15 protein-coding genes are annotated in these 20,279 nt (G+C 31.3%); 6 read left to right on the forward strand and 9 right to left on the reverse strand.

Going from position 1 to position 20,279, the window contains the following annotated elements; all coding sequences use genetic code 11:
• Window positions 1-26: 26 nt before the first annotated feature.
• The 4 genes from ACVC08_RS16580 to ACVC08_RS16595 form a co-directional block, all read right to left on the reverse strand.
• A complete protein-coding gene (locus tag ACVC08_RS16580; RefSeq protein WP_452602882.1) occupies window positions 27-776 on the reverse strand; it encodes a LytR/AlgR family response regulator transcription factor in 750 nt (249 codons plus the stop codon).
• 9 nt (window positions 777-785) lie between these two features.
• Entirely contained in the window at window positions 786-3,824 is a 3,039-nt protein-coding gene (locus ACVC08_RS16585; RefSeq protein WP_452602883.1) for a histidine kinase, read from the reverse strand.
• 155 nt (window positions 3,825-3,979) lie between these two features.
• Window positions 3,980-4,669 (reverse strand): SH3 domain-containing protein, encoded by a 690-nt coding sequence (locus ACVC08_RS16590; RefSeq protein ID WP_452602884.1) that lies wholly within the window; start codon window positions 4,667-4,669, stop codon window positions 3,980-3,982.
• Between the two features lie 251 nt (window positions 4,670-4,920).
• Window positions 4,921-5,745: a dolichyl-phosphate beta-glucosyltransferase gene (locus tag ACVC08_RS16595; RefSeq protein WP_452600335.1), complete on the reverse strand. Its 825-nt coding sequence runs from the start codon at window positions 5,743-5,745 to the stop codon at window positions 4,921-4,923.
• Window positions 5,746-5,921: 176 nt separating this feature from the next.
• Here ACVC08_RS16595 and ACVC08_RS16600 point away from each other — a divergent pair, with 176 nt between their 5' ends.
• The 3 genes from ACVC08_RS16600 to ACVC08_RS16610 are packed head-to-tail and all read left to right on the forward strand — an operon-like array spanning window position 5,922 to window position 11,729.
• Window positions 5,922-9,011, forward strand: a complete 3,090-nt coding sequence (locus ACVC08_RS16600; protein ID WP_452602885.1) for a hypothetical protein — start codon at window positions 5,922-5,924, stop codon at window positions 9,009-9,011.
• A complete protein-coding gene (locus tag ACVC08_RS16605) occupies window positions 9,011-10,213 on the forward strand; it encodes a hypothetical protein (RefSeq protein WP_452602886.1) in 1,203 nt (400 codons plus the stop codon). The genes ACVC08_RS16600 and ACVC08_RS16605 overlap by 1 nt, the downstream gene beginning before the upstream one ends.
• Window positions 10,206-11,729, forward strand: coding sequence for a glycoside hydrolase family 2 TIM barrel-domain containing protein (locus ACVC08_RS16610; RefSeq protein WP_452602887.1), 1,524 nt, complete (start codon window positions 10,206-10,208; stop codon window positions 11,727-11,729). Before ACVC08_RS16605 ends, ACVC08_RS16610 begins: the two co-directional genes overlap by 8 nt.
• A gap of 166 nt (window positions 11,730-11,895) precedes the next feature.
• Here the strand turns inward: ACVC08_RS16610 and ACVC08_RS16615 are convergent, their stop codons facing one another.
• Window positions 11,896-13,098: a glycosyltransferase gene (locus ACVC08_RS16615; RefSeq protein ID WP_452602888.1), complete on the reverse strand. Its 1,203-nt coding sequence runs from the start codon at window positions 13,096-13,098 to the stop codon at window positions 11,896-11,898.
• 466 nt (window positions 13,099-13,564) lie between these two features.
• Between ACVC08_RS16615 and ACVC08_RS16620 the strand changes: the two genes are divergently transcribed.
• Both ACVC08_RS16620 and ACVC08_RS16625 read left to right on the forward strand, forming a co-directional pair.
• Complete coding sequence (locus tag ACVC08_RS16620; protein WP_452602889.1) at window positions 13,565-14,074, forward strand: HigA family addiction module antitoxin; 510 nt, start codon at window positions 13,565-13,567, stop codon at window positions 14,072-14,074.
• Window positions 14,074-14,715, forward strand: coding sequence for a nucleotidyl transferase AbiEii/AbiGii toxin family protein (locus ACVC08_RS16625; protein WP_452602890.1), 642 nt, complete (start codon window positions 14,074-14,076; stop codon window positions 14,713-14,715). The genes ACVC08_RS16620 and ACVC08_RS16625 overlap by 1 nt, the downstream gene beginning before the upstream one ends.
• Before the next feature lie 40 nt (window positions 14,716-14,755).
• Here the strand turns inward: ACVC08_RS16625 and ACVC08_RS16630 are convergent, their stop codons facing one another.
• Together ACVC08_RS16630 and ACVC08_RS16635 are read right to left on the reverse strand one after the other, a co-directional pair.
• Entirely contained in the window at window positions 14,756-15,997 is a 1,242-nt protein-coding gene (locus ACVC08_RS16630; RefSeq protein WP_452602891.1) for an oligosaccharide flippase family protein, read from the reverse strand.
• A gap of 28 nt (window positions 15,998-16,025) precedes the next feature.
• Window positions 16,026-16,304, reverse strand: coding sequence for an STAS domain-containing protein (locus ACVC08_RS16635; RefSeq protein WP_452602892.1), 279 nt, complete (start codon window positions 16,302-16,304; stop codon window positions 16,026-16,028).
• 151 nt (window positions 16,305-16,455) lie between these two features.
• Here ACVC08_RS16635 and ACVC08_RS16640 point away from each other — a divergent pair, with 151 nt between their 5' ends.
• A complete protein-coding gene (locus ACVC08_RS16640) occupies window positions 16,456-18,510 on the forward strand; it encodes a tetratricopeptide repeat protein (RefSeq protein ID WP_452603077.1) in 2,055 nt (684 codons plus the stop codon).
• Window positions 18,511-18,536: 26 nt separating this feature from the next.
• Here ACVC08_RS16640 and darG read toward each other — a convergent pair whose 3' ends face one another.
• Both darG and darT read right to left on the reverse strand, forming a co-directional pair.
• On the reverse strand, window positions 18,537-19,574 hold the full coding sequence (gene darG / locus ACVC08_RS16645; protein ID WP_452602893.1) for a type II toxin-antitoxin system antitoxin DNA ADP-ribosyl glycohydrolase DarG: 1,038 nt from the start codon (window positions 19,572-19,574) through the stop codon (window positions 18,537-18,539).
• Between the two features lie 3 nt (window positions 19,575-19,577).
• Window positions 19,578-20,165: a type II toxin-antitoxin system toxin DNA ADP-ribosyl transferase DarT gene (gene darT / locus ACVC08_RS16650; RefSeq protein WP_452602894.1), complete on the reverse strand. Its 588-nt coding sequence runs from the start codon at window positions 20,163-20,165 to the stop codon at window positions 19,578-19,580.
• Between the last annotated feature and the right edge of the window lie 114 nt (window positions 20,166-20,279).

Genomic DNA, 20,279 nt, shown 5'->3' on the forward strand with positions numbered 1-20,279 from the left:
TGTATTCTAAAACTATTATAGTTTTGTTAACGATGCATGGTATCTAAAATCTCGATAACCTCAGCTTTTTTACGAACAGAAACGGGTACATTTTCACCATTTTTAAGCATTAAATAGCCGCCATCGGTTTTTATAAATGCACTTATACATTGTAGGTTTACTAAATGACTTTGGTGAATACGTAAAAATTCGTAAGGCTTTAACATATCTGCAAAATATTTAAGGGTTTTAGTAACAAATACTTTTCTACCATCTTGAAGGTGAAACACCGTATTATTGCTATCCGACTCGCAACGTACGATATCGTCAAGGTTTACAATAATAATTTTATCTAGTGTGTGTAACGATATTTTATTAGGTTTTTTTTCTGGCGCAGATAATGTTTCCTTTAAAATATCTAGTCGTTCTTTATTAGGTTTTATTTGTGCTTTTGCTCTTGTTATAGCTTGCTCTAACTCTTCATTAGAATAGGGTTTTAGCACATAATCTATGGCTGCAAACTTAAATGCTTTTATAGCAAACTCATCACTTGCTGTGACGAAAATGATTTTCGATTTTAATTCTGGAAAAATCTCTAGCACATCAAATCCAGTACCATCGCCTAATATAATATCTAAAAACAGAATATCGGGCTGTGCTTTTCGTAATGCTTTTGCGGCTTCTACTACACTTCTTGCTGTATCTATAATTTTAATTTCTGGATGCTTAGTTTCTAAGTCATTTTTTAGAAGAGCCATAGCATCTTCTAAATCTTCTACTATAATTGCTGTTAGCATAATTTGTTTTTAATAATCTGTTTCTAATGGAATTTTAAAGGTAATATTTGTGCCTTCTACAATGCCATTATTGTTTTTAATTTCTGAAATCTGTAATGCATCTACTCCCGAAATCGATTCCAATCGTTCTCTTGTTACTTTAAGTGCCATAGATTGATGATCTGTTTTTGGTTTTGCTTCTTGAGATGTAAAAATACCAATCCCATTATCTTTTATGGTACAGTATAAATGTGTTTCTGTTGTTTTAAAAGTGATATCCAATTGCCCTTCTTTTTGCCCTTTTAAAATACCATGCCTAATCGCATTTTCTACAAAAGGTTGTATTAACATTGGAGGCACTAAAATTTCTTCTGGGTCTAAATCACAATTTAAAGTAATAGTATGTTCAAATGATTTTTCTGCCATTAGTTTCTCTACTTCAATATAATGACGCAGTGTCTTTATTTCTTGCTCTAGAGTAATTGTTTCTTTTCTAGAATTAATTAACGTTTCACGTAATAATGTTGCAAAATTATTAATGGTATTATTCATTTTATCTGGCTTTGTTATCGCCATAGCTTTAATACCATTAAGGACATTAAATATAAAATGCGGATTCATTTGCAAGCGTAATGCTTTTTGCTCTAAAGACAACAAATGGTTTTCTAGCTTTAGGCGTTTTTGTTCTGCTTCGTTTTCACGTTTTAAACGCTTAATATAACGCCAAGTAAATAGTGCTAAAAGGGCTAATATTACAGCAATAAGGGTCCACCGAAACCATGCTTTTTTATGTAATGGACTATCCATATAAAATGCGAAAGCTATTGGCTCGCTATTTTGCCAACGGTTATTTCTGGATTGTACTTTAAATGTATGCGCACCATATTCCAACCCTCTTAGACTTTGTGTATTATTAGTTGTCCAAGGGCTCCATTCTTGGGCATCTAATTTTGTACGGTATTGGATTTCGGTTGGATGATCTAAATCTACAGTTTTATAGCTAAAGCCTATTTGAGTTTGCTTTGGGGTTAATTGCAAAACGGTATTATTATCTATCCATTGCTTTATAGCTATAGAATCTACTGTTTTAAAATTTACTTGCAAGTCTTTAAAGTAAACTTTAGGCTTTAAGCTTTCTTTACTTATATCACTTGGCTTATATTGTGTTAAACCATAAATAGCACCAAACCATAAATTACCTTGCTCGTCTTTTTCTACAGCATTTAAACAGGTCTCAATTCCTAAAAATCCATCGTTCCTTCCAAAATGAACAACATCTACAATAGTGTTTTCTTGATTTAGTGTTATTTTATCTACACCACTTTCGGTTCCCGCCCATAAATAGCCTTGATTATCGAAGATAAGTTGGTATATATTTCCTGAATAAACTTTTTTCTCTCCATTTAGCTTTTTAAAATCGCTTACGCCTTTAGCATTAAGAGTTGTCCACCATATACCTCTCCCAGCAGTTCCTATAAATAATTTATCATTTTGAAATAGTAAGACTCCTATCGATATTTTTCTATTTAAAACAGCTTCAAAATGTGTTACTTTTCCATTTTTAATATAACCTAAATCGCCACTTTGAGTGGCGTACCATAATCGTCCTTGGTTATCTTTAACCATTGTTGTTATGTATAAATCTTTAATTCCTTCTTTGCTTCCAAATGTTTTTTTAATATTTAGTTTTTCGTTTGCAGCATTGTAACTAAACTTTGTAATTCCGCCCGAATAACTAGCCACCCATGTATTTTTATCTTCCACTACTATTTTTCTAATCCAGTTGTGTGGAAAGCCTGTTTCGGAATTTAAAATATGGTTTTTTATTACAGTTTTAGTGAAGCGTTCTTCTTTTACATTAAACACATCGCTAGAGTCTATAGCAATACTATCTACTGTTTTTGTTTCTCTGTAAAGCAATCCTCTACCATCAGATCCTGCCCAGATATTTCCTCTACCATCGCTTGCAATCGTTTTAATTTTTACATTAGAAAAGGTTTTATATCCAGGTATCTGCTCTATTCCTGATGTATCTATTTTCACCAAACCTTTTTCGGAATTAGAGAGCCAAAGTGCATGCTTTGCTTTATGTACTGCATAGACTCGATTTCCCTTTAAACCATTGTTTTTATTAAAATGCTGAAAGTTATTTTGGAAGTATTTATACAATCCCCAACCCGAAGTTGCTATCCAAATGTTAGATTGTTTATCGGTAATTACTTTTCTAATATGCGGTACAGCTAATCCTGTTTTTGTATTAATAAATGCTTTTTCTGTATTTGTTTTTGTGTCTATTATAGATATACCATCGTTATGAGTTGAGATCCATAATTCATCTTCATTAAGAATAGCCATCTCATTAATATTTAATGGTTCACGCATTAAAATAGGACGTTTTAAATTGTCTACGTTATAAATAAAAGTACCATCATCAAAAGTAGCAGCATAAATACGGTCTTTATATGCGGTAACCGCAGTAAAATCATTAAACTCTAAGCGTTCTATAGTTTCGGCTTTATTATTTAACTCGCTTAATTTCCAGAAGCCTTTGTCTGTTGCCATCCAATAAAAATCATTGTAATAAATAATGGCCTTAATTTTACTTTGGTTTAGTATTGGGTTTATATTAATTTTTTGAAGACTATTATTATCTAAAAGGTGATATAATCCTTCAACAGTTGCTATATATTTTTCTCGTTTAAAATTATATATTTTGTTTACTTGTGGTGCTTCAATATTTACAAATACATCTTTTCTTTTTATTGAAAGGCCTCGTCTGCTTCCAATATATACAGCATCTTCTAAAACGTATAATGCATGGATGTAGTTGGATAATAACCCATCTTTTTCTTTCCAAACTTGAAATGTTTGTCCATCAAAATTACACAACCCACCACCTTGTGTCCCTAACCATAAATAGCCCATATCGTCTTGAACAACGTCTAATACTTGAGATTGCGGCAAACCATCTTCTATAGTATATGCTCTAAGTTGCTTGTTCTGACCAAAACAAGACGTAGAGACTATTCCAAAGCACAAAAAAATAAAGAGGAGATAAAAACGGTTCAATAGAATTATAATTTAATTAGGTTACTAATACAAGAAATTTATTCTTCAGCTTAAAACAAATATAACTAAACTAATGTTTCAGTTATTGTATTCTTTTAAAGCGAGAAACACTACGCTTAAAAAGCGCAGTGTAACTCATTGATTAAATAGCGTGATTACTCTTTAGCTTCTGAATAAAATAAGTAGCAGCAATCTTCGGTAGATAAGGTTTCGGCAGTTGCTATTAAATTTTCTGTTTTTTGTAGTTTATTGTCTTTCCAAACAACATATAACGATTCGCTTGGTACTTCGCAACTGTCTGTAATGGTATTTAATACTATAATATCGTCTACGCCTTCTATACCTTCGTTACCTATGTTTTGTACATTAGCATAGTGTAATACATCTGAAGCGATTATCATTTTATCTAATTCCACTCCATTTTTAACAGCTCTTAATTGGTATTGCTTTTCATCGTCGCTGTTATAACCTGCTTCTCCAAATACAAATCTTACTTCGGCATTAGCTTGACTTACAAATGTTTTTTGCGAAATTAAACCGCCCCAAATCCATCCTTCTTGTGGTCCTAGTTTTACTTTGTACCATCTGCTTGTTATACCGTTTAATTCTTGTGACTCTTCTGTTTTTTCTAATAATCTTACGTTAGTTCCAATTCTAATTGTTGTTAGTTTTTCGCAAAAAGTAGATGGGCAATCTCTCATAGCTACATCGTTTGCTAAAAGGTATTTTGATGCATTTTGTTTAGACTCTGCATAGGTGTCGAATTCTACTTCTGGAGTTTGTGCAAATACGTTTGCTGTTACGACTAAAATTAAGGCTACGAATGTGTTTTTTAAAGTGTTCATAATATTTTGTTTTAATGGGTTTGTTTTTATTTATACTCCAAAGGTACTGGGGGAATACTCTTAAATATTAGCGCTTCTAGAATTCGTAGTTGCTAAACTAGAATTCGTTTTAATAGTTATACTTGCTAGTAAAACAACTACGAATTCTAGTTGCTAGAGCACAAAAAAGCCTTACAAAATACATTGAAAGGCTTTACTATTAAAAACTATGATATCAACTATCAAAAAAACAATAATCAGTCTGTTTTATATTATGCTGCGGTTTTAATTTCATATAAAGGAGATGTATTTATTTTATCTAAAGCAATTACTTTTCCTGCTTCTATCCCTCTACTAAATGCCTGAAGTACTGTATATGAAAACCATATACTCAATAATTTATAAGGTATTTGTAGTGCATCTTTTACTCCTAATTTAGAATCGTCTACATGCACCCAACGGTCTAAAGGTTGCTCGTACATTCTATCCATAATTTGTGCTTTTCCAAAGTGCTTTTTAAGTCTAATAAATATTTCTACATCAAATAACCATCGTGTTATAAAAGCGGTATTATATGCTACAGGAATAATGCTACGTCTAAATACTTTTGCTCCACATTGTGTATCTTCTATTGGTAATCCTAAAATTAAAAACACAATAAGTTTTACAATTTTTGAAAATAGGTTTCTAAATACATTACGTTCTATTTGCCCATCTCCTTTTCCTCTAGAACCGTATACTAAAGATAAATTATCGTTATTATGCAAAGTATCTACCAACTTTTTAAAGTCATTAAAATCGGTAGATAAATCTGCATCAATAAACCCAATATAGTCTACATCTTGTCTGTTAAATAAGTAACGTGCACCAGAACGTACAGCTGCTGCTTTTCCAGCATTTTTCTTTACATCTACAATACTTACTCTAGTTCGTGCTTCTTTTTGTACGGTTTCTAAAACAGATAATGTGTCGTCTTTACTTCCATCGTTTACAAAACATAAATGATAGGACTCATGAGTTGTTATAAATTCTATAAAAGCATTAACATTTAATCGTTTTGCTTCGTTGTAGCATGGTATAATAATTCCAGTTTTCATAGTAGATTTGTTTAAGATTATACCCCAAAATTAGAGGAGATAGCGGCCTTATTTTGGTGTAATTCGATGGTTGGAAGTTTTCTGTAGACGAATGTGTTTTTTGTTTCGATGGCACTACTCGTCGAAACAAAAGATTGTTATATCTTTATTAAAATGAAAAACAGGACTCTTTATTAATGCCTAAAACATCAAATAAATATTTAATAGCGGCTTTACTTATTGGTATTGCATTTCATGGTACGTCTATTTTTTTTACATTAGAAACCACATACGATGCACTAATACACCTCTTTTTTGCAGATCATTATGCTAATAGCTGGTTTGAACCTTGGAATTATAAATGGTACACTGGTTTTACGGTTATGAGCTATCCGCCATTAGTACACCAAGCTATTGCCGCTTTTTCTTTTATTGGTGGTTTAAAATTTGGACTATTTACTGTAGCCTTAATAAGTATCCTCTTATTTATTACTGGAGTCTATCGGTTTTCTCTACTTATTACAGCTAATAGAACTGCTGCTGGTTATGCGGCTATACTTGCGGTATTATCGTCTTCGTTTGTAGAAACCCTGCATGTGTTTGGACAATTACCAAGTATTATAGGGATTTCGGTATTAATGCATGCGTTACCAGAAATTTATTTATGGTTAAAAACAGGAACGTATCGTTATTTATTAACATCTCTGTCTTTAATAGCTGTAACAGTTTGTTCGCATCATGTAACTCCTATTTTTGGAATGGTCTTTTTTATTTTCCCATTAATAGGTATGGTTATTATGGATGCCTCTAAAGAGAAAGTGGGTACAATGAAAGCGGTTACTTTTAAAGTATTTTTAAGCTCCTTTTTTAAGTTATTTAAGCGCATTGTTGGTTTTGGAATGCTCTCGTTAGTTATTATTATAGGTTGTATTTTACCGTATTGGATTAATTCTAAAAATAATCCTATAACACAAGTGCCTATTCCTCATGGCTCTCGCGATAGTTTTCTGGAAGTTACCTCATCTGGTTTGGTTTTCTTTTTAATTCCTTGGGGTATTTTATTGGTTTTATTGCCTTACTTTTTTTACAGATACTATAGTAAACGTTATTTGTTTTTTGGGTTGTCCTTTACCTTATTAACTGTTTTAGGAACTGGAGGTACAACACCAATACCAAAGCTTATTTTAGGGGATACAGCTTTTAATATTTTAACCTTAGACCGTTTTACGCTTTGGGCTTCTATAATGGCATTACCACTATTTGGAGAATTTGCCTATCGTTTTATTGAAACTGATTTAAAAACCAGAATACAGCATAAGTTTGGAGCTATATATCATCGCATTATTGTTGGCATTTTAGCAGGGCTATTTATATTCATGACGATTTTTACAATGAGTTTAGGATACTTTAGGCCCTCTCAACCTCAGAAAATTAAAATGCTCCCTATTGTTAATTTTTTAAATCAAGATCAACATGACCAATGGCGCTATTTAACTCTAGGGTTTGGCGACCAAATGGCATGGCTTGCGGCGCAAACCAACGCGTTAAGTGTAGATGGCAATTACCATTCTGCAAGGCGTTTGCCCGAATTAACGACCAGAGCTATCGAACGTTTAGAGAATTCTAAATTTAAGGGTATTGAAGGCATTGGTTCGCTACAACAGTTTTTAACGGTTCCAGAAAAATATAACTTAAAATACATTTTTTCTAACGATAAGTTTTACGATCCTATTCTGTATTTCTGTGGTTGGCAACGTTTACGACAATTAGAAAACGGTATCCAAGTATGGGAAAAATTAAATGTTCCCCCAATAGCTTCGGTATTACCAAAAAACGATGTTTCTAGATGGCAAAAAATACTTTGGGGTGTTGTTCCGTTTTTAACTGTACTTATTGCTTTTGTTTTAAATATTCAACTGTTATGGATTCGTGCTTTAAAAACAAAAGTGAAGACAATTCCTGAGTATCTATATTTTAAAACACAGTACAATAGTTTTTCAAAAGGACTCTTAAAAATTACACATATTTGGTCTGTTATTCTTGCAGTTATTGTATGCTATGGAGTCTACATATTTTATTTAAAAAACGATTCGCAACGTACACCCGAAAATGCAGTTCTAGCCTATTATAATGCTATAGATTTTAAGGCTTTTGAAGAGGCTTACAATCTTATAGCCCCTAATAGCGAATTATCTATTGCACAATATATGTTAGAGATTTCTGTAACCGATGGCCTATTGAGCTCTTACGCTAAATTAGAAACAATTACCACGGATATTACTTATAAAAATGATAGCATAGCAACTGCCAAAGTAGAAACTAAATGGATTACACCGCTAGAAAAGATTGCTAAAACGGACTATAAAACTATCGTTAAGCATTATAACAAGTGGTATTTACAGCCAGACGATTTAGATACAGATTTACCTCCAGACCAACTGTACAGTAATAATACAACAACATTTTACAACCAAGGACGCAGACGTATTACTAGTGAGCAAACACACCACGAGGATGTATTAAAACAACCTATTCTAGAAGTGCTAAAAGCAACATTGGTAAAATACGATAACCACTATGCCATAATTGGAGAAATACAGAATATAGATAATACCCCAGCAGATGTTGTTTTAAAAGGTACATTATATAACAGTGCAAATAAGTCTCTTGCCACGTACAATGCAAAATACCATGTAAAACATAAACTCATGCCCAAAGAAACGAGTGCTTTTAGAATTAATTTTGAAGGCATTGCATGGTCTAAAACCAAAGACTCTATTCCTAAAACATTTAATCCAGACGAGTTTACACCTGTAGAGTTTAGCGAGCAACCTACTAAATTTAACCTTCAAGTTGCTGGCAACGTATCGGGATCAGATTTATACAAAAAAACAACGCTTAGTGCTATTAATATAAATAAAACAACTATTAACGGTACCTTATTTAACAGTGGTGTAGAAGAGGTAACCATACCACAACTTTTAATTACTTATTATAACGAACACAAACAAATGCTTTGGGTAGATCATTTGTTTTTAAAAGACGGTATTAGGCAACAACGACAGCAACAATTTAATTATACATTGCTAAAAGCAATGCCAATACAAATTATTTCTAACGATATGAGTAATTGTTTTGTAAACGGCCTACCAAATAGGGATATTGCAACAAAAATAATAAGTAATAGAATTAAAAACCACACCTATAATACATTGCAACCCATAACGCACCCTAACTATAGTTTTATAAAAATTGAATTAAATAATTACATAGGAAACCCCAACTAATGCGTATTAAACAACTATACATATTACTACTTGGTCTTTTACTATTGTCTTCTGCTACTTTAGTAGAGTTTACAGAATATGCCAATATAGAGCTACTATCTAAAGAACGCTCCTTTAAAGCTGGCGAGAATATAATATTACGGTTTTCTGCATCTAACAATGAAATTCCAGACCTATATTGTACCCACAGTTATGGTACAACAGTAATTGAACCAGTTTTAAAAAAGAATACTATGGAGTATCACATTCCGCAAAGTATTGGCAATAAATCTGGTGTAGTATTTTGGCAACTTATTAATCAAAACTTATCGGGACAATTTGAGATTATTCCTAAAGCAAAAGTAAATAGCCTGGAAACCTACATTGGACCACCAAGTATTGCTGCTGGCGGAACCGATTATGCTATGTTAGTTGTTATCCCAACTGACGATTTAGATAACCCTTTACAAGTGAATACGCCTGTAAACATAAAACATTGGTTTTTAGCTTCTCAAGAAAACGATACTGTACACACTAAAAATTTTATAGCTTATAAAAACATCTATTCTAAGCCCGAAACTGGCCGTATTTTAATAGCCACAGACTGTTTAGGCAATGACTCTAAAGAGTACGATATTACTATTTTAGCAGCACCTCCTACTAACTTTACAATTTCTGCAACACGCCATCATGATTATGCCGATGGCAATCAAATCACTCAGTTTTCTACCTCGATACTAAAAGATACTTACAACAATGTGGTTAATGATGGTACCTATGTTGAGTTTTTAATAACAAATTCAGAAGGAAATAATTTAAAAACTAGTGGTACAACTATAAAAGGTGTTGCTACAGCTAGCTTAATTCATCCAGATTATAAAACCCAATGGGCTATACAGGCGTTTGTAAATGGTATGGCCGAAAGTAATAGCATAACACTTAATTACAAACAGGTTATTACGGATTTCGATATTGCTTTTAAGAATAATACGGTTACAGTTGGCCCGCTTAAAAGTTTTATGGCGCAACTTATTCCAGATGGTTTACAAGTTTCATTATCTATTGTAAAAGAAGGTACGGTAATACATTCTACAACAAAGCCATCTAAAGCTGGTTATGCCAATTTCAATTTAAAACAATTAAATCTAGAACAGGGCATTTACTCAATAAGGGTTACAACTGCTGGGTTAGAAAAAACACTTCAAAATATAACCTATGAGTAGTATAAATAAAAACATATTACGAGGGGTTTTAATAAGTTCATATATTGTTATTATTGCAGTATGCGTTTACGGTATTAGCGCATTATATAGTTATTTAAATACTGGAGCAGACCGAAGTACTATGCTGCATACTGAGCTTAAAAAAATAGACCAGTATTTACCCAAAATAAATTGGACTCCTTTAAATAATGAGGGAAGACCAATGGATAGTGAAACCTTAAAGACTATTGAAAATGATTATTTAGATGCTTGGTATGTTAAAAGTATTGCCTACAAGACAAACACAAAACAAGGCATTGAAGATTATTACACTAATAATGCAAGACAAAATATCTATAATACAGTAACCACAAATAGTGCTAAAGGTATTACCATAGCGTCAACTTCTTTAGAGCATCATCCTACTTTAGAGTTTTTTAGCGAAGATGGACAATTAGCCGTTATCACAGACCGTAATGTTGTAGAATACAAGCGTGTTTATAACACAGAAACATTACTTTTAGAAACTACCGAAACGTCTACTTATAAAGTGGTTTTATTATTAGAAGACGGTTTTTGGCGTATTCGCCACATGGTAAAACAGCAAACCGAAATAACCAAAGAAAAGAACTCCTTAATACCAATAAACAACTTAGTAATAAAAGGCATTAATTATTATCCTAAAGAAACACCTTGGGATGTTTTTGGGAAGGGTTTTAATATTGAAACAATTGCTGAAGATTTTAAAATTATAAAAACTACAGGCTTAAACACTATTCGAGTTTTTGTTCCATACGAAGACTTCGGAAAGGCAAATATTAATCCTGAAAAATTAGAAAAGTTAAAACAACTTTTAGACACTGCCGAAGCACAACAACTTAAAGTGGTCATTACACTATTCGATTTTTATGGTGATTATTCGGTTTTAGATTGGACATTAACACACCGACATGCTGAAACACTTGTGTCTACCTTGAAAAATCATCACGCTATTTTAGCGTGGGATATAAAAAACGAACCTAATTTAGATTTTGAATCTCGTAATGCTTCTTTGGTAACTGCTTGGTTAAAGCAAATGCTGCTAGTTGTAAAATCTGCAGACCCTAATCACCTAGTAACTATTGGTTGGTCTAATAGTGACAGCGCTAGTATTTTAAAAGACGAGGTAGATTTTGTATCATTTCATTATTACAAATCACTTGATGATTTAGAGGCGACTTTTACAACCTTAAAAGAAAACATTCCAAATAAACCTATTGTATTAAGTGAGTTTGGAATATCGTCTTACAGCGGGTTTTGGAACTTTTTTGGAAGTTCGGAAGCAACACAAGCAAACTACCATAAAACCGCGCAAGCTATTATTAAACAACAGAACATTCCGTATATGTCTTGGACCTTATACGATTTTAATAACGTGCCAAAAGCAGTCGTAGGGAGACTGCCTTGGCGTAGAAATATTCAAAAAAATTTCGGGTTTATTTCTATAGATGGGACAAAAAAGATGGCTTTTAAATTTATTTCTAAATCGGAAGAGTAGGCTTATACTTTCAATTCTATACCTATAACATAACTTATAGCTTTTAATAAGCTCTTCTCGATGCAAAATTCCTGAAAAATAAATTCTATTCGAAGTAACGACCAATTAAAAATTAAAGTTAAATCGAGTGCTTCTGAAGCATGAAGAATTGTATCGAGAACCTTTTTTACAGAGCTAACAAACTATTATATTTCTCTACATTAATCGCTTCAAAAGCTTCTAAATACAAATCTGTTATTTTTTCCATTGGAAAAGCTGTTGCTGCCTTATAATTTGCTTTACCTAAAGCAACTCTATAGCTGTCTTTAGTTATAATTGCTTCTATAGCTTTTGCTAAACTTGTTACATTTTCTGGTTCAAAAAATTCACCTCTGTAACCTTCATCTTTTACTAATAAAGCTAAATCTCCTAAGTCTGGCATAACTACCGCTTTACCATAACTTCCTGCTTGGTGTAATACTCCAGAACTTCCTGTTGTAGAAGTATACGGAAACACCACTACCGCACTATTGTTAAATAATGTAGAGACTTCATGTTCTTCTACATAGCCTGTAAAACGCAATTGCGAAACGTGTTTATACTGTTCTTGTACTTTTGCTAAATATCCTGGTACATTTGGGTTGTCTGTTCCTGCAATTACAATTTCTAAATCTAAACCAGTATACTTTCTAACTTTTTCTACAGCTTCAATCATGGACTCTACTTTTTTATAGGTCCCAAATTTTCCAAACGTCATAATCTGTAATGGGCCATCTGGTAAAGTGTAGTCAGGCTCTTTTTCGGAAACCTCGAAAGTACCATGTGGTATTAATTTTATGTTTTTGGCATTGTATTTTTCTTCTAAAATAGTTACATATTTTTGCATCGTTACAGCTAATACATCGGTTTGTAAAACTATTTTTGTAAGTGTTGTTCCTATATAATTGTATATTTTTTTAAGTATCGGGTTTTCTGTAAACCCTGCACTTTTTAAATCTACTTCTTCTAAAATATTATGTAACAATACAATATTTGGAATGCGTTTTAATTTGCAAACTAAAGGTAAAAATAAGCCTAATGCTGCTGCTGCTTTTTTATCGCCAAACTTCATGAATTGTAAGTTAAATAAAACAGCATCTGGTTGTGTTTGGTTAAGTGCTTTGGTAACAGTGTAAAGGTTTAAATAACTATTAAACTTCCAGCATTGTTTTACCGTAATTTTACAACTGCCTTTAGTAAATGGTAGATCTTTAGCCTGTGGTGTTTCATCGGTTAATAATATTAACTCTGTAATGTCTTCCTTTTGTCTAAAATGTTTTACTAAATGAAAAGCGTATTCATTAAGTGTTACTTTACTAGGCGGATATGCGGTTACAATGGCTAATTTCATAATAGTTATGTTTTAATTACATTACAAATTTGAAGATTTTAATGCATTATAATGGAGCAACTCAGATGAGTTGCCATTTACTGTAGACGAGTTGCAAATTGCTTTAGGTGGTGTTGGTTTTTGATTTAAAAAATAGACTATTTAGGAACTGGTAATACATCAATAACTTATCGCACGGTTCACACAAGAGCTTAAAAACGTTTTATTACATTTATTTTCTATTATTATATTTTAGATGATAGCATTACCAAAACCTAACCTATATAAAATGATAAAAAGGCTTCTATAACCAGCTATTTCTAAGTTATCAGCTAAAGGATTTATATTAACTTTAATAAAGAACTCATTTATAGATGTAAATTTTGGTATAACTTTTGATTTTTAGTAAACAATATCGTTTATTTTTAGTAAACATTTTTGTTTACTTTTTAAATCTTTTATATTTTTATATTAAATAGCAAAAATCATGTTACCCAAATTAAATAAAATTAAAGGCATACATCCTGGTACTCTATTAAGGTGGGCATTAGATCATAAAAATCTAAAAGGTTCTGAATTAGCTAATGCTATTGGTGAACACAAACAAACAATAAGTGCTATTCTTAATAAACGGAGAGACATTAATCCAAGTCTTTCAATTAAATTATCAAAAATATTTAAAACCGAGATAGATTACTTTATGTTACTACAGGCAAGCTATGATGTAAAAATAATAGCAGATTCTGAAACAAAAAAAACACCTAATATCAATAACATTAGGAGAATACTTTTTTGGGATACAGATTTTAATACGATTGATTGGGATAAAAATAAAAAAGCGATTATAAAAAGAGTTTTAGAAAGAGGAAATACAGCTGAAATAAATGAAATCATTGCATTCTATGGAAAAAAGACTATCGCTAAAGAGATTAAATCAATGACAAAAAGTTATTTACCGTCTTTTGATAAAAATGTTATAAAGCATAATTTAATATAATGGATTTACACTTAAATACGGTTTCCGATTTACTGTGGGATGCTCTTAAACAATTAATGTTAATTGAAGAATTTAATAATTTTAGAATTGTTGGAGGCACAGCATTAAGTCTTCAATTAGGTCATAGAGAATCAGTAGATATCAATTTATTTACAGATGCAGAGTATGGCAGTATAGATTTTTATATACTAGAAACTAAATTAAATGAAATGTTTGCCTATGTAGATTCATTATCAGTTGATTTGGTAGGAATGGGTAAATCCTATTTTATTGGTAATACTAAAAATGAATTAGTAAAATTGGATTTATTTTATACCGACCCTTTTGTTTTTCCTGTTATTCTGGAACAAAATATTAGATTTTCGAGTATTGAAGAAATTGCTGCAATGAAATTTGAAGTCATCGCTAATGGTGGTCGAAAAAAAGATTTTTGGGATATACACGAACTATTAGAAACGTTTACCTTAAATAAAATGATTGACTTTTATCTCAAAAGAAATCCATATGGTTATTCCAAAGAAGAACTACTGCTTAAAGTCATTGATTTTTCTAATGCAGATAACGATTTTACGCCAAACTGCTATAAAGAAAAAGTATGGGAATTAATTAAGTTAGATTTTGAAAAATTAGTAAAGAAATAAAGTCAATCTGCTAAGAAATGTATAATCAAACCCCACACAATTAGTCTCTAACCCTAAAATAATCTAAAAAGAAGAAAGCTAATTGTACTATTAACAACAATACCATAGCTACAATTTGCATGGTTACAACCTCAGCTAGACTATTATGAAAAACCATAATTAACCCGACTTGTAGTAGCCCGAAAACACCCGATAATACCACAGGAATATAACGATCTAAAGACAAATAGTAGTATGCAAAAATATTAGACACAGCAAATAAGCCTGTTGCTAAAGCATATTGCCATAATAAAGGTGACATTATTAAATAATCTTCACCAAATAGTAGTGATATAACCAGTTTAGGGCATAACGCACAACCTAATATAATTACAGAAGCAATAGCAGAAATATACCCCACATATTTAAGCAAAATAGGCGCTGTAGCCTTTCCTTCTTTTTTTAATTGTACTACCGTTGGTAATAATAGCATAACAAACATCCAAGCTATAAAGTAAACAATACGACCAATAAGAGCTAAAGCCGCATATAAACCAGCATCGTAAGCATCGAAATAGTGTTTTACCAATAAAATATCGCTGTTGTTTATTATAATTTGTGTTAATTCGTAAAACGCCGTTATAGCGAAAAAATTACGGACTAACTTAGTATTGTAAGTGACTTTAGTTGTCGTTATTTTAAAGTTTTTCATTTTAAAAGGCAAGAGTCCAAAACCTAAAGACACCAAAATACCAATAGCCACTGCTGTAGATGATGGAATGTCTAGAAAATATAATAACCCTAACGTTATTAATAAACGACTTAGCATTTCTGTTTGGTAGGTAATAGATAACGATTTAAACGCTTTTTTACCTTGAAAAACCCCTCTATTTACACTCATTAAAAAGTATAACGGCACCCCAAAGCCAAAGACCACAAATAATGTAGATGTCGCTGTATTAAATAGCTCTTGTAATTGTTTTGAAAACACAATAGTAGCAATACCTAAAAGCAAGCCTACAATTACTGCATTTCTGTACATTCTAGAAATAAAACTAAAAAAAGCATCTGCTTCAAAAAGTACCGAGAATTTTGCAGTTACTAATTGAAACGTCATTGCCATAAACGATAACACTAATAAAAAGGTTATTAAAACAGCAGCATCTGCAAAAGCTTCTGGTCCTAAAAGGCGTCCTAGAATAAGGTTATATAAATAATTTCCGCCGTTTACAACCAGAACACTTAACATAAATACGTGTTCTGGCGTAATTGTCTGTTTTAATATTTTAGTGTTAATAGTCATGTTAAAAGGGTGTTTTTTATGGCTACAATTAAGCCACTTGGTAATAATTGAATTCTTCGTATATGTCTTTGCAGCCGTTACCTGTAACAAAAAAGCCTTTGTATTGTTTTAATGCACTTGCAAACAAGGTTTTAAAAGCGGCAACACCGTTAGCATCTATTTCTGTTACCTTATCAATGTTTACTGTAACATCTTTAACCGTTTCTATTTTATGTTCTAAATGAATAATAAATGCTCTAGATGTTGTTGCATTAAGGTTTCCTTGTAAGTAAAATGTTCCGTTGTGTTCTAAAATTTGTAAAGCCATAATATTAAAATTTAAAAGTGTTAGTGATTGTTTCTGTTACAAATATCATCACTAAAGCTGTTTTATTATGGCAAATTTCGGCGAGATGCCATTTACTGTAGACGAATGAATCGCTTCTATTGACTAACTTGCATATAGTTAAAAATCAATGATGACATTAAAACACACCATAACCTTAGCCCTTACTTTTATTGCCTTTTTGGGGTACTCCCAAAATATGCAAGAAGGATTTACGTATTTAGAAACTGGTAAATACAATCAAGCAGAAATATTTTTTAAATCTGTTTTAGCAGACTATCCCAATAATAAAACTGCGAAGTTATGCTATGGAAGAGCAGTAGGTTTAAACGGAAACGCAACACAAGCAGTATCTATTTTTTCAAGCTTATTAGACACTTACCCTAATGATTTTGAAATACAACTTAATTATGCCGAAAGCCTACTTTGGAATACAAACTATACTGAAGCAAAACAGTATTACAAAACATTGGTTTTAAAAAACAACACAAGTTTTCCTGCGCTTTTAGGCTATGCAAACACATTGTCTAATCTTAAGAGTTATGATAAAGCTTTAGAATATGTTACTAAAGCACTAGCTGTATCACCTGATAATGTCAATGCATTAACTTCTAAAAAATACATACAGTTAGGGTATGCTAACCAATACATACAAAACCAAGAGTATGATAAAGCTTTAAGTTTACTACAAAACAATCTAACGTTTTTTAAAGACGATAAAGACACGCTTTTAAATATTGCTAACATTTACCTTATTACAAATGCATTAGATAAAGCAAAAACAACGTACCAAACTATTGCTGTAACCGATGCTGTTACTGCTTTAAACGGATTGGCTTTGGTTTCGCATTTAAAAGGGAAAGACAAAACAGCATTACAACTTAGCACTAAAGCGTTTTCTAGTGTTGAAACCCTAACTGATACCATTATAATTAACCAAACAAAGGAGCGTTATATACAAGCCTTAATTTGGAATAAAAAATATAAAACTGCTGAAAAGTTAATTGATACCTTATTAGTAGAGTACCCTGAAGAAAACTGGGTATTATCGCTACAAGCTACACTTAATATTTACAAAAGTAATTTTAAAGAAAGTATTGCTAATTACAATGCTATTTTAAAGCATGATAGCTTGTCTTTTGATGGTAACTTAGGAAAAGCCAATGCCCAAAAAGCGGCTGGTTTATTCGATGGTGCTTATGCTTCTGCGGATAAAACACTACAAATTTTTAAAAACCAAAAGGATGCCTTACAGTTTTTAAAAACACTAAACCAACAGTTTACACCGTTTATAGAAACAAAAGCTGCCTATACTTTTGATAATGGCGATAACGAAGCGGTTGCATTACAAACACAAATTAATTATCCTTTAACTACTAAGTTTAAATTATTAGGGTATTATAATTACAGAAACACTACTAATGCGGTTACTAATGCAGAAGCAACGTCTCATGATGCTGGTTTTGGTGCAGCCTACCAATTATTGCCAAACATTACCGCAAAAGGAACTTTTGGCCTTACCTCGGCACAAGCCAATACAAATAATTATACGCAATTATTAACCGATATTTCTTTTGTTATAAAACCGTTTAAATTACAAGTTTTAGATTTGGGTTACAAACGTGAGTTACAAAATTTTAATGCCGAATTACTAGATCGTGAAATTGTACAAAATCACTTTTACGCCAATTATAACTTAAGTACTAACTTTAATTTAGGCTGGTTTACCCAATACTACTATACAGCGCAAAACGATAATAATAACCGAAATTTACTATTTACCTCATTGTACTATAATATTCTAAGCAAACCGGGTTTAAAAGCAGGTGTAAATTACCAATATATTACGTTTAAAAATCAAGTACCAACCCTCTATTTTAGTCCAGAACAGTTTAATGCCACCGAAGTGTTTGCAGAGCTTATTAAAAATGAAGCAAGTGCTAAACCTAAAGAGTGGTTTTACCAATTGACAGCTGCGACTGGATTACAATACATTGAGGGTAATAGCAGCCAAAGCACTTATCGCTTTCAAGGAAAACTAGGCTATAAATTATCCGAACGCTCGTTGGCAAATATTTATGGTACACATAGTAATATTGCTTCTGCTACTGCCTCTGGTTTCAGGTTTACCGAAATAGGCCTTCGTTTTAAGTGGTTTTTGATGGATGGGTCTAAGTTTAGATTTTAAATTAATCAAACATCATTTAAAAATTTCTAATTCAGTAGTTGAGATTTTCTTAAGTGATTTATTGAAATATCTAGATACCTATCATCAGAGAATAGTGTCTTTTTTCTATTATTCCAATTATAAAGTTTTTCTTTGATTAAATCTTTATCTGAAATCTTATCTGTTTGAGAGATATAATCAATAGACGATAATAATTCTAAACCAAATGATGAATAAAACCCTGTCAAAAACTGATTTGTTTCTAATACAATCTTTTTTAATTCATCATTTTCTTCAATATAGTTTTTAACATCTATTTCAGAATCTATTAATAAATTTAATTGCTCAAATGGTTTTTTATCTTTTCCTGCATACCCCATAAGGTAACTACCATTTAAATAATTTAATACATGTCTAACCTTTCCAGAATATGGACCATAAAAATTAGCAGAATAATTTAATTTAAAATATTTTTCAGCACCAAATCTCTGCAAAAAGTAACATAGTTTTTCACTAGCAAATTCTGATACAAACTCTCCATTTTTCACTAATTCGAAGAGCATAAAGAGTAACATTGCTCTAGCAGGAGTCAATTTAACTCTCTCTTTCTTTAAAACCTCTTTAACATGAGCATTTGGCTCGTAAATAAAAAATTCACAATCTTCAATATTAGAAAGTCTATTTTCAATTATTTCCTTTACTTTAAACCATTGTAAACCTCCATTTCCACTTCCTAGAGGAGGAATTGCTATTGATTTTATTTTTTCTTTTTCAATCACTTTAATAAGTTCCTCCAAACCTTTTTCAATATATTCATACTCTGAAGGACTCTTCCAATGTTTTTTTGTTGGAAAGTTTATTATGATCTTTTCTCCAGTGACAGTATTCTGGTCTTTAGTCACAATTAACTGACCTATTTCAAACTCTTTTTCATTACATATATTTTTGTACAGTCTATAATTATTTGGAAATAATCTCTTGAATTGTAAAGCTATTCCTTTCCCCATAACACCAACAGTATTTACTGTATTAACTAGTGCTTCTGCTTTACTATCAAATAAATTACCTGTTAGATATTTAATCATAATTTAAAAATATAAGTTTGGCTTTACAATTATTTTTTTTTGAACTCCCATACCTAAAAGTTTCTGTTTTGAATTTTGGTCAAAAGTAATGAAACCAAGAATATCATTATATTCTAAGTCTTGTTTTATTAAAAACTCAGCTTCTTTTCTTCTTTTTAAATCCAAATCATTCTCATCATTCCAAAATTTAGCATTTATTGCTTTGAAGTCTAATTGATTTTTTATTCCTTTAATATCTTTTGGTGTATAGTATTTTGAAAAACCATTAGTGGCATGACCGTCTGTATATATGAAATTTAAGTTAGCATCTATTATTTTTTGTATACTAGTAACACAGTAAATAATTTTACTTGGCTTAGTAATTTTTACACCATTATATCCTTTTTGAATTACATATAACATTGGAGTCCTACATCCTAAATAAAATGGGATATAATCACCTAATAAATCTCCATTAGGAGTATCAAAACTATCTCTAGTATTAATTAAACTATTATCTCCAATTGATTTATAATTTTGGTTTGATTTAACTGAATCCTTATGAGTTATTCCATTTCCAAAAATATGAGGGATATTTTCGATATGAGTCATACGATAAATATATATCTTTTTTAAATCCATCTAAATTTTGGAAAATTAATATGTGATAATTAACATGAACTATTGAAGTAAATATACCAATTAAATTGTAAAACAAAAAAAAGG

The sequence above is a fragment of the Pontimicrobium sp. MEBiC06410 genome (assembly GCF_053601615.1).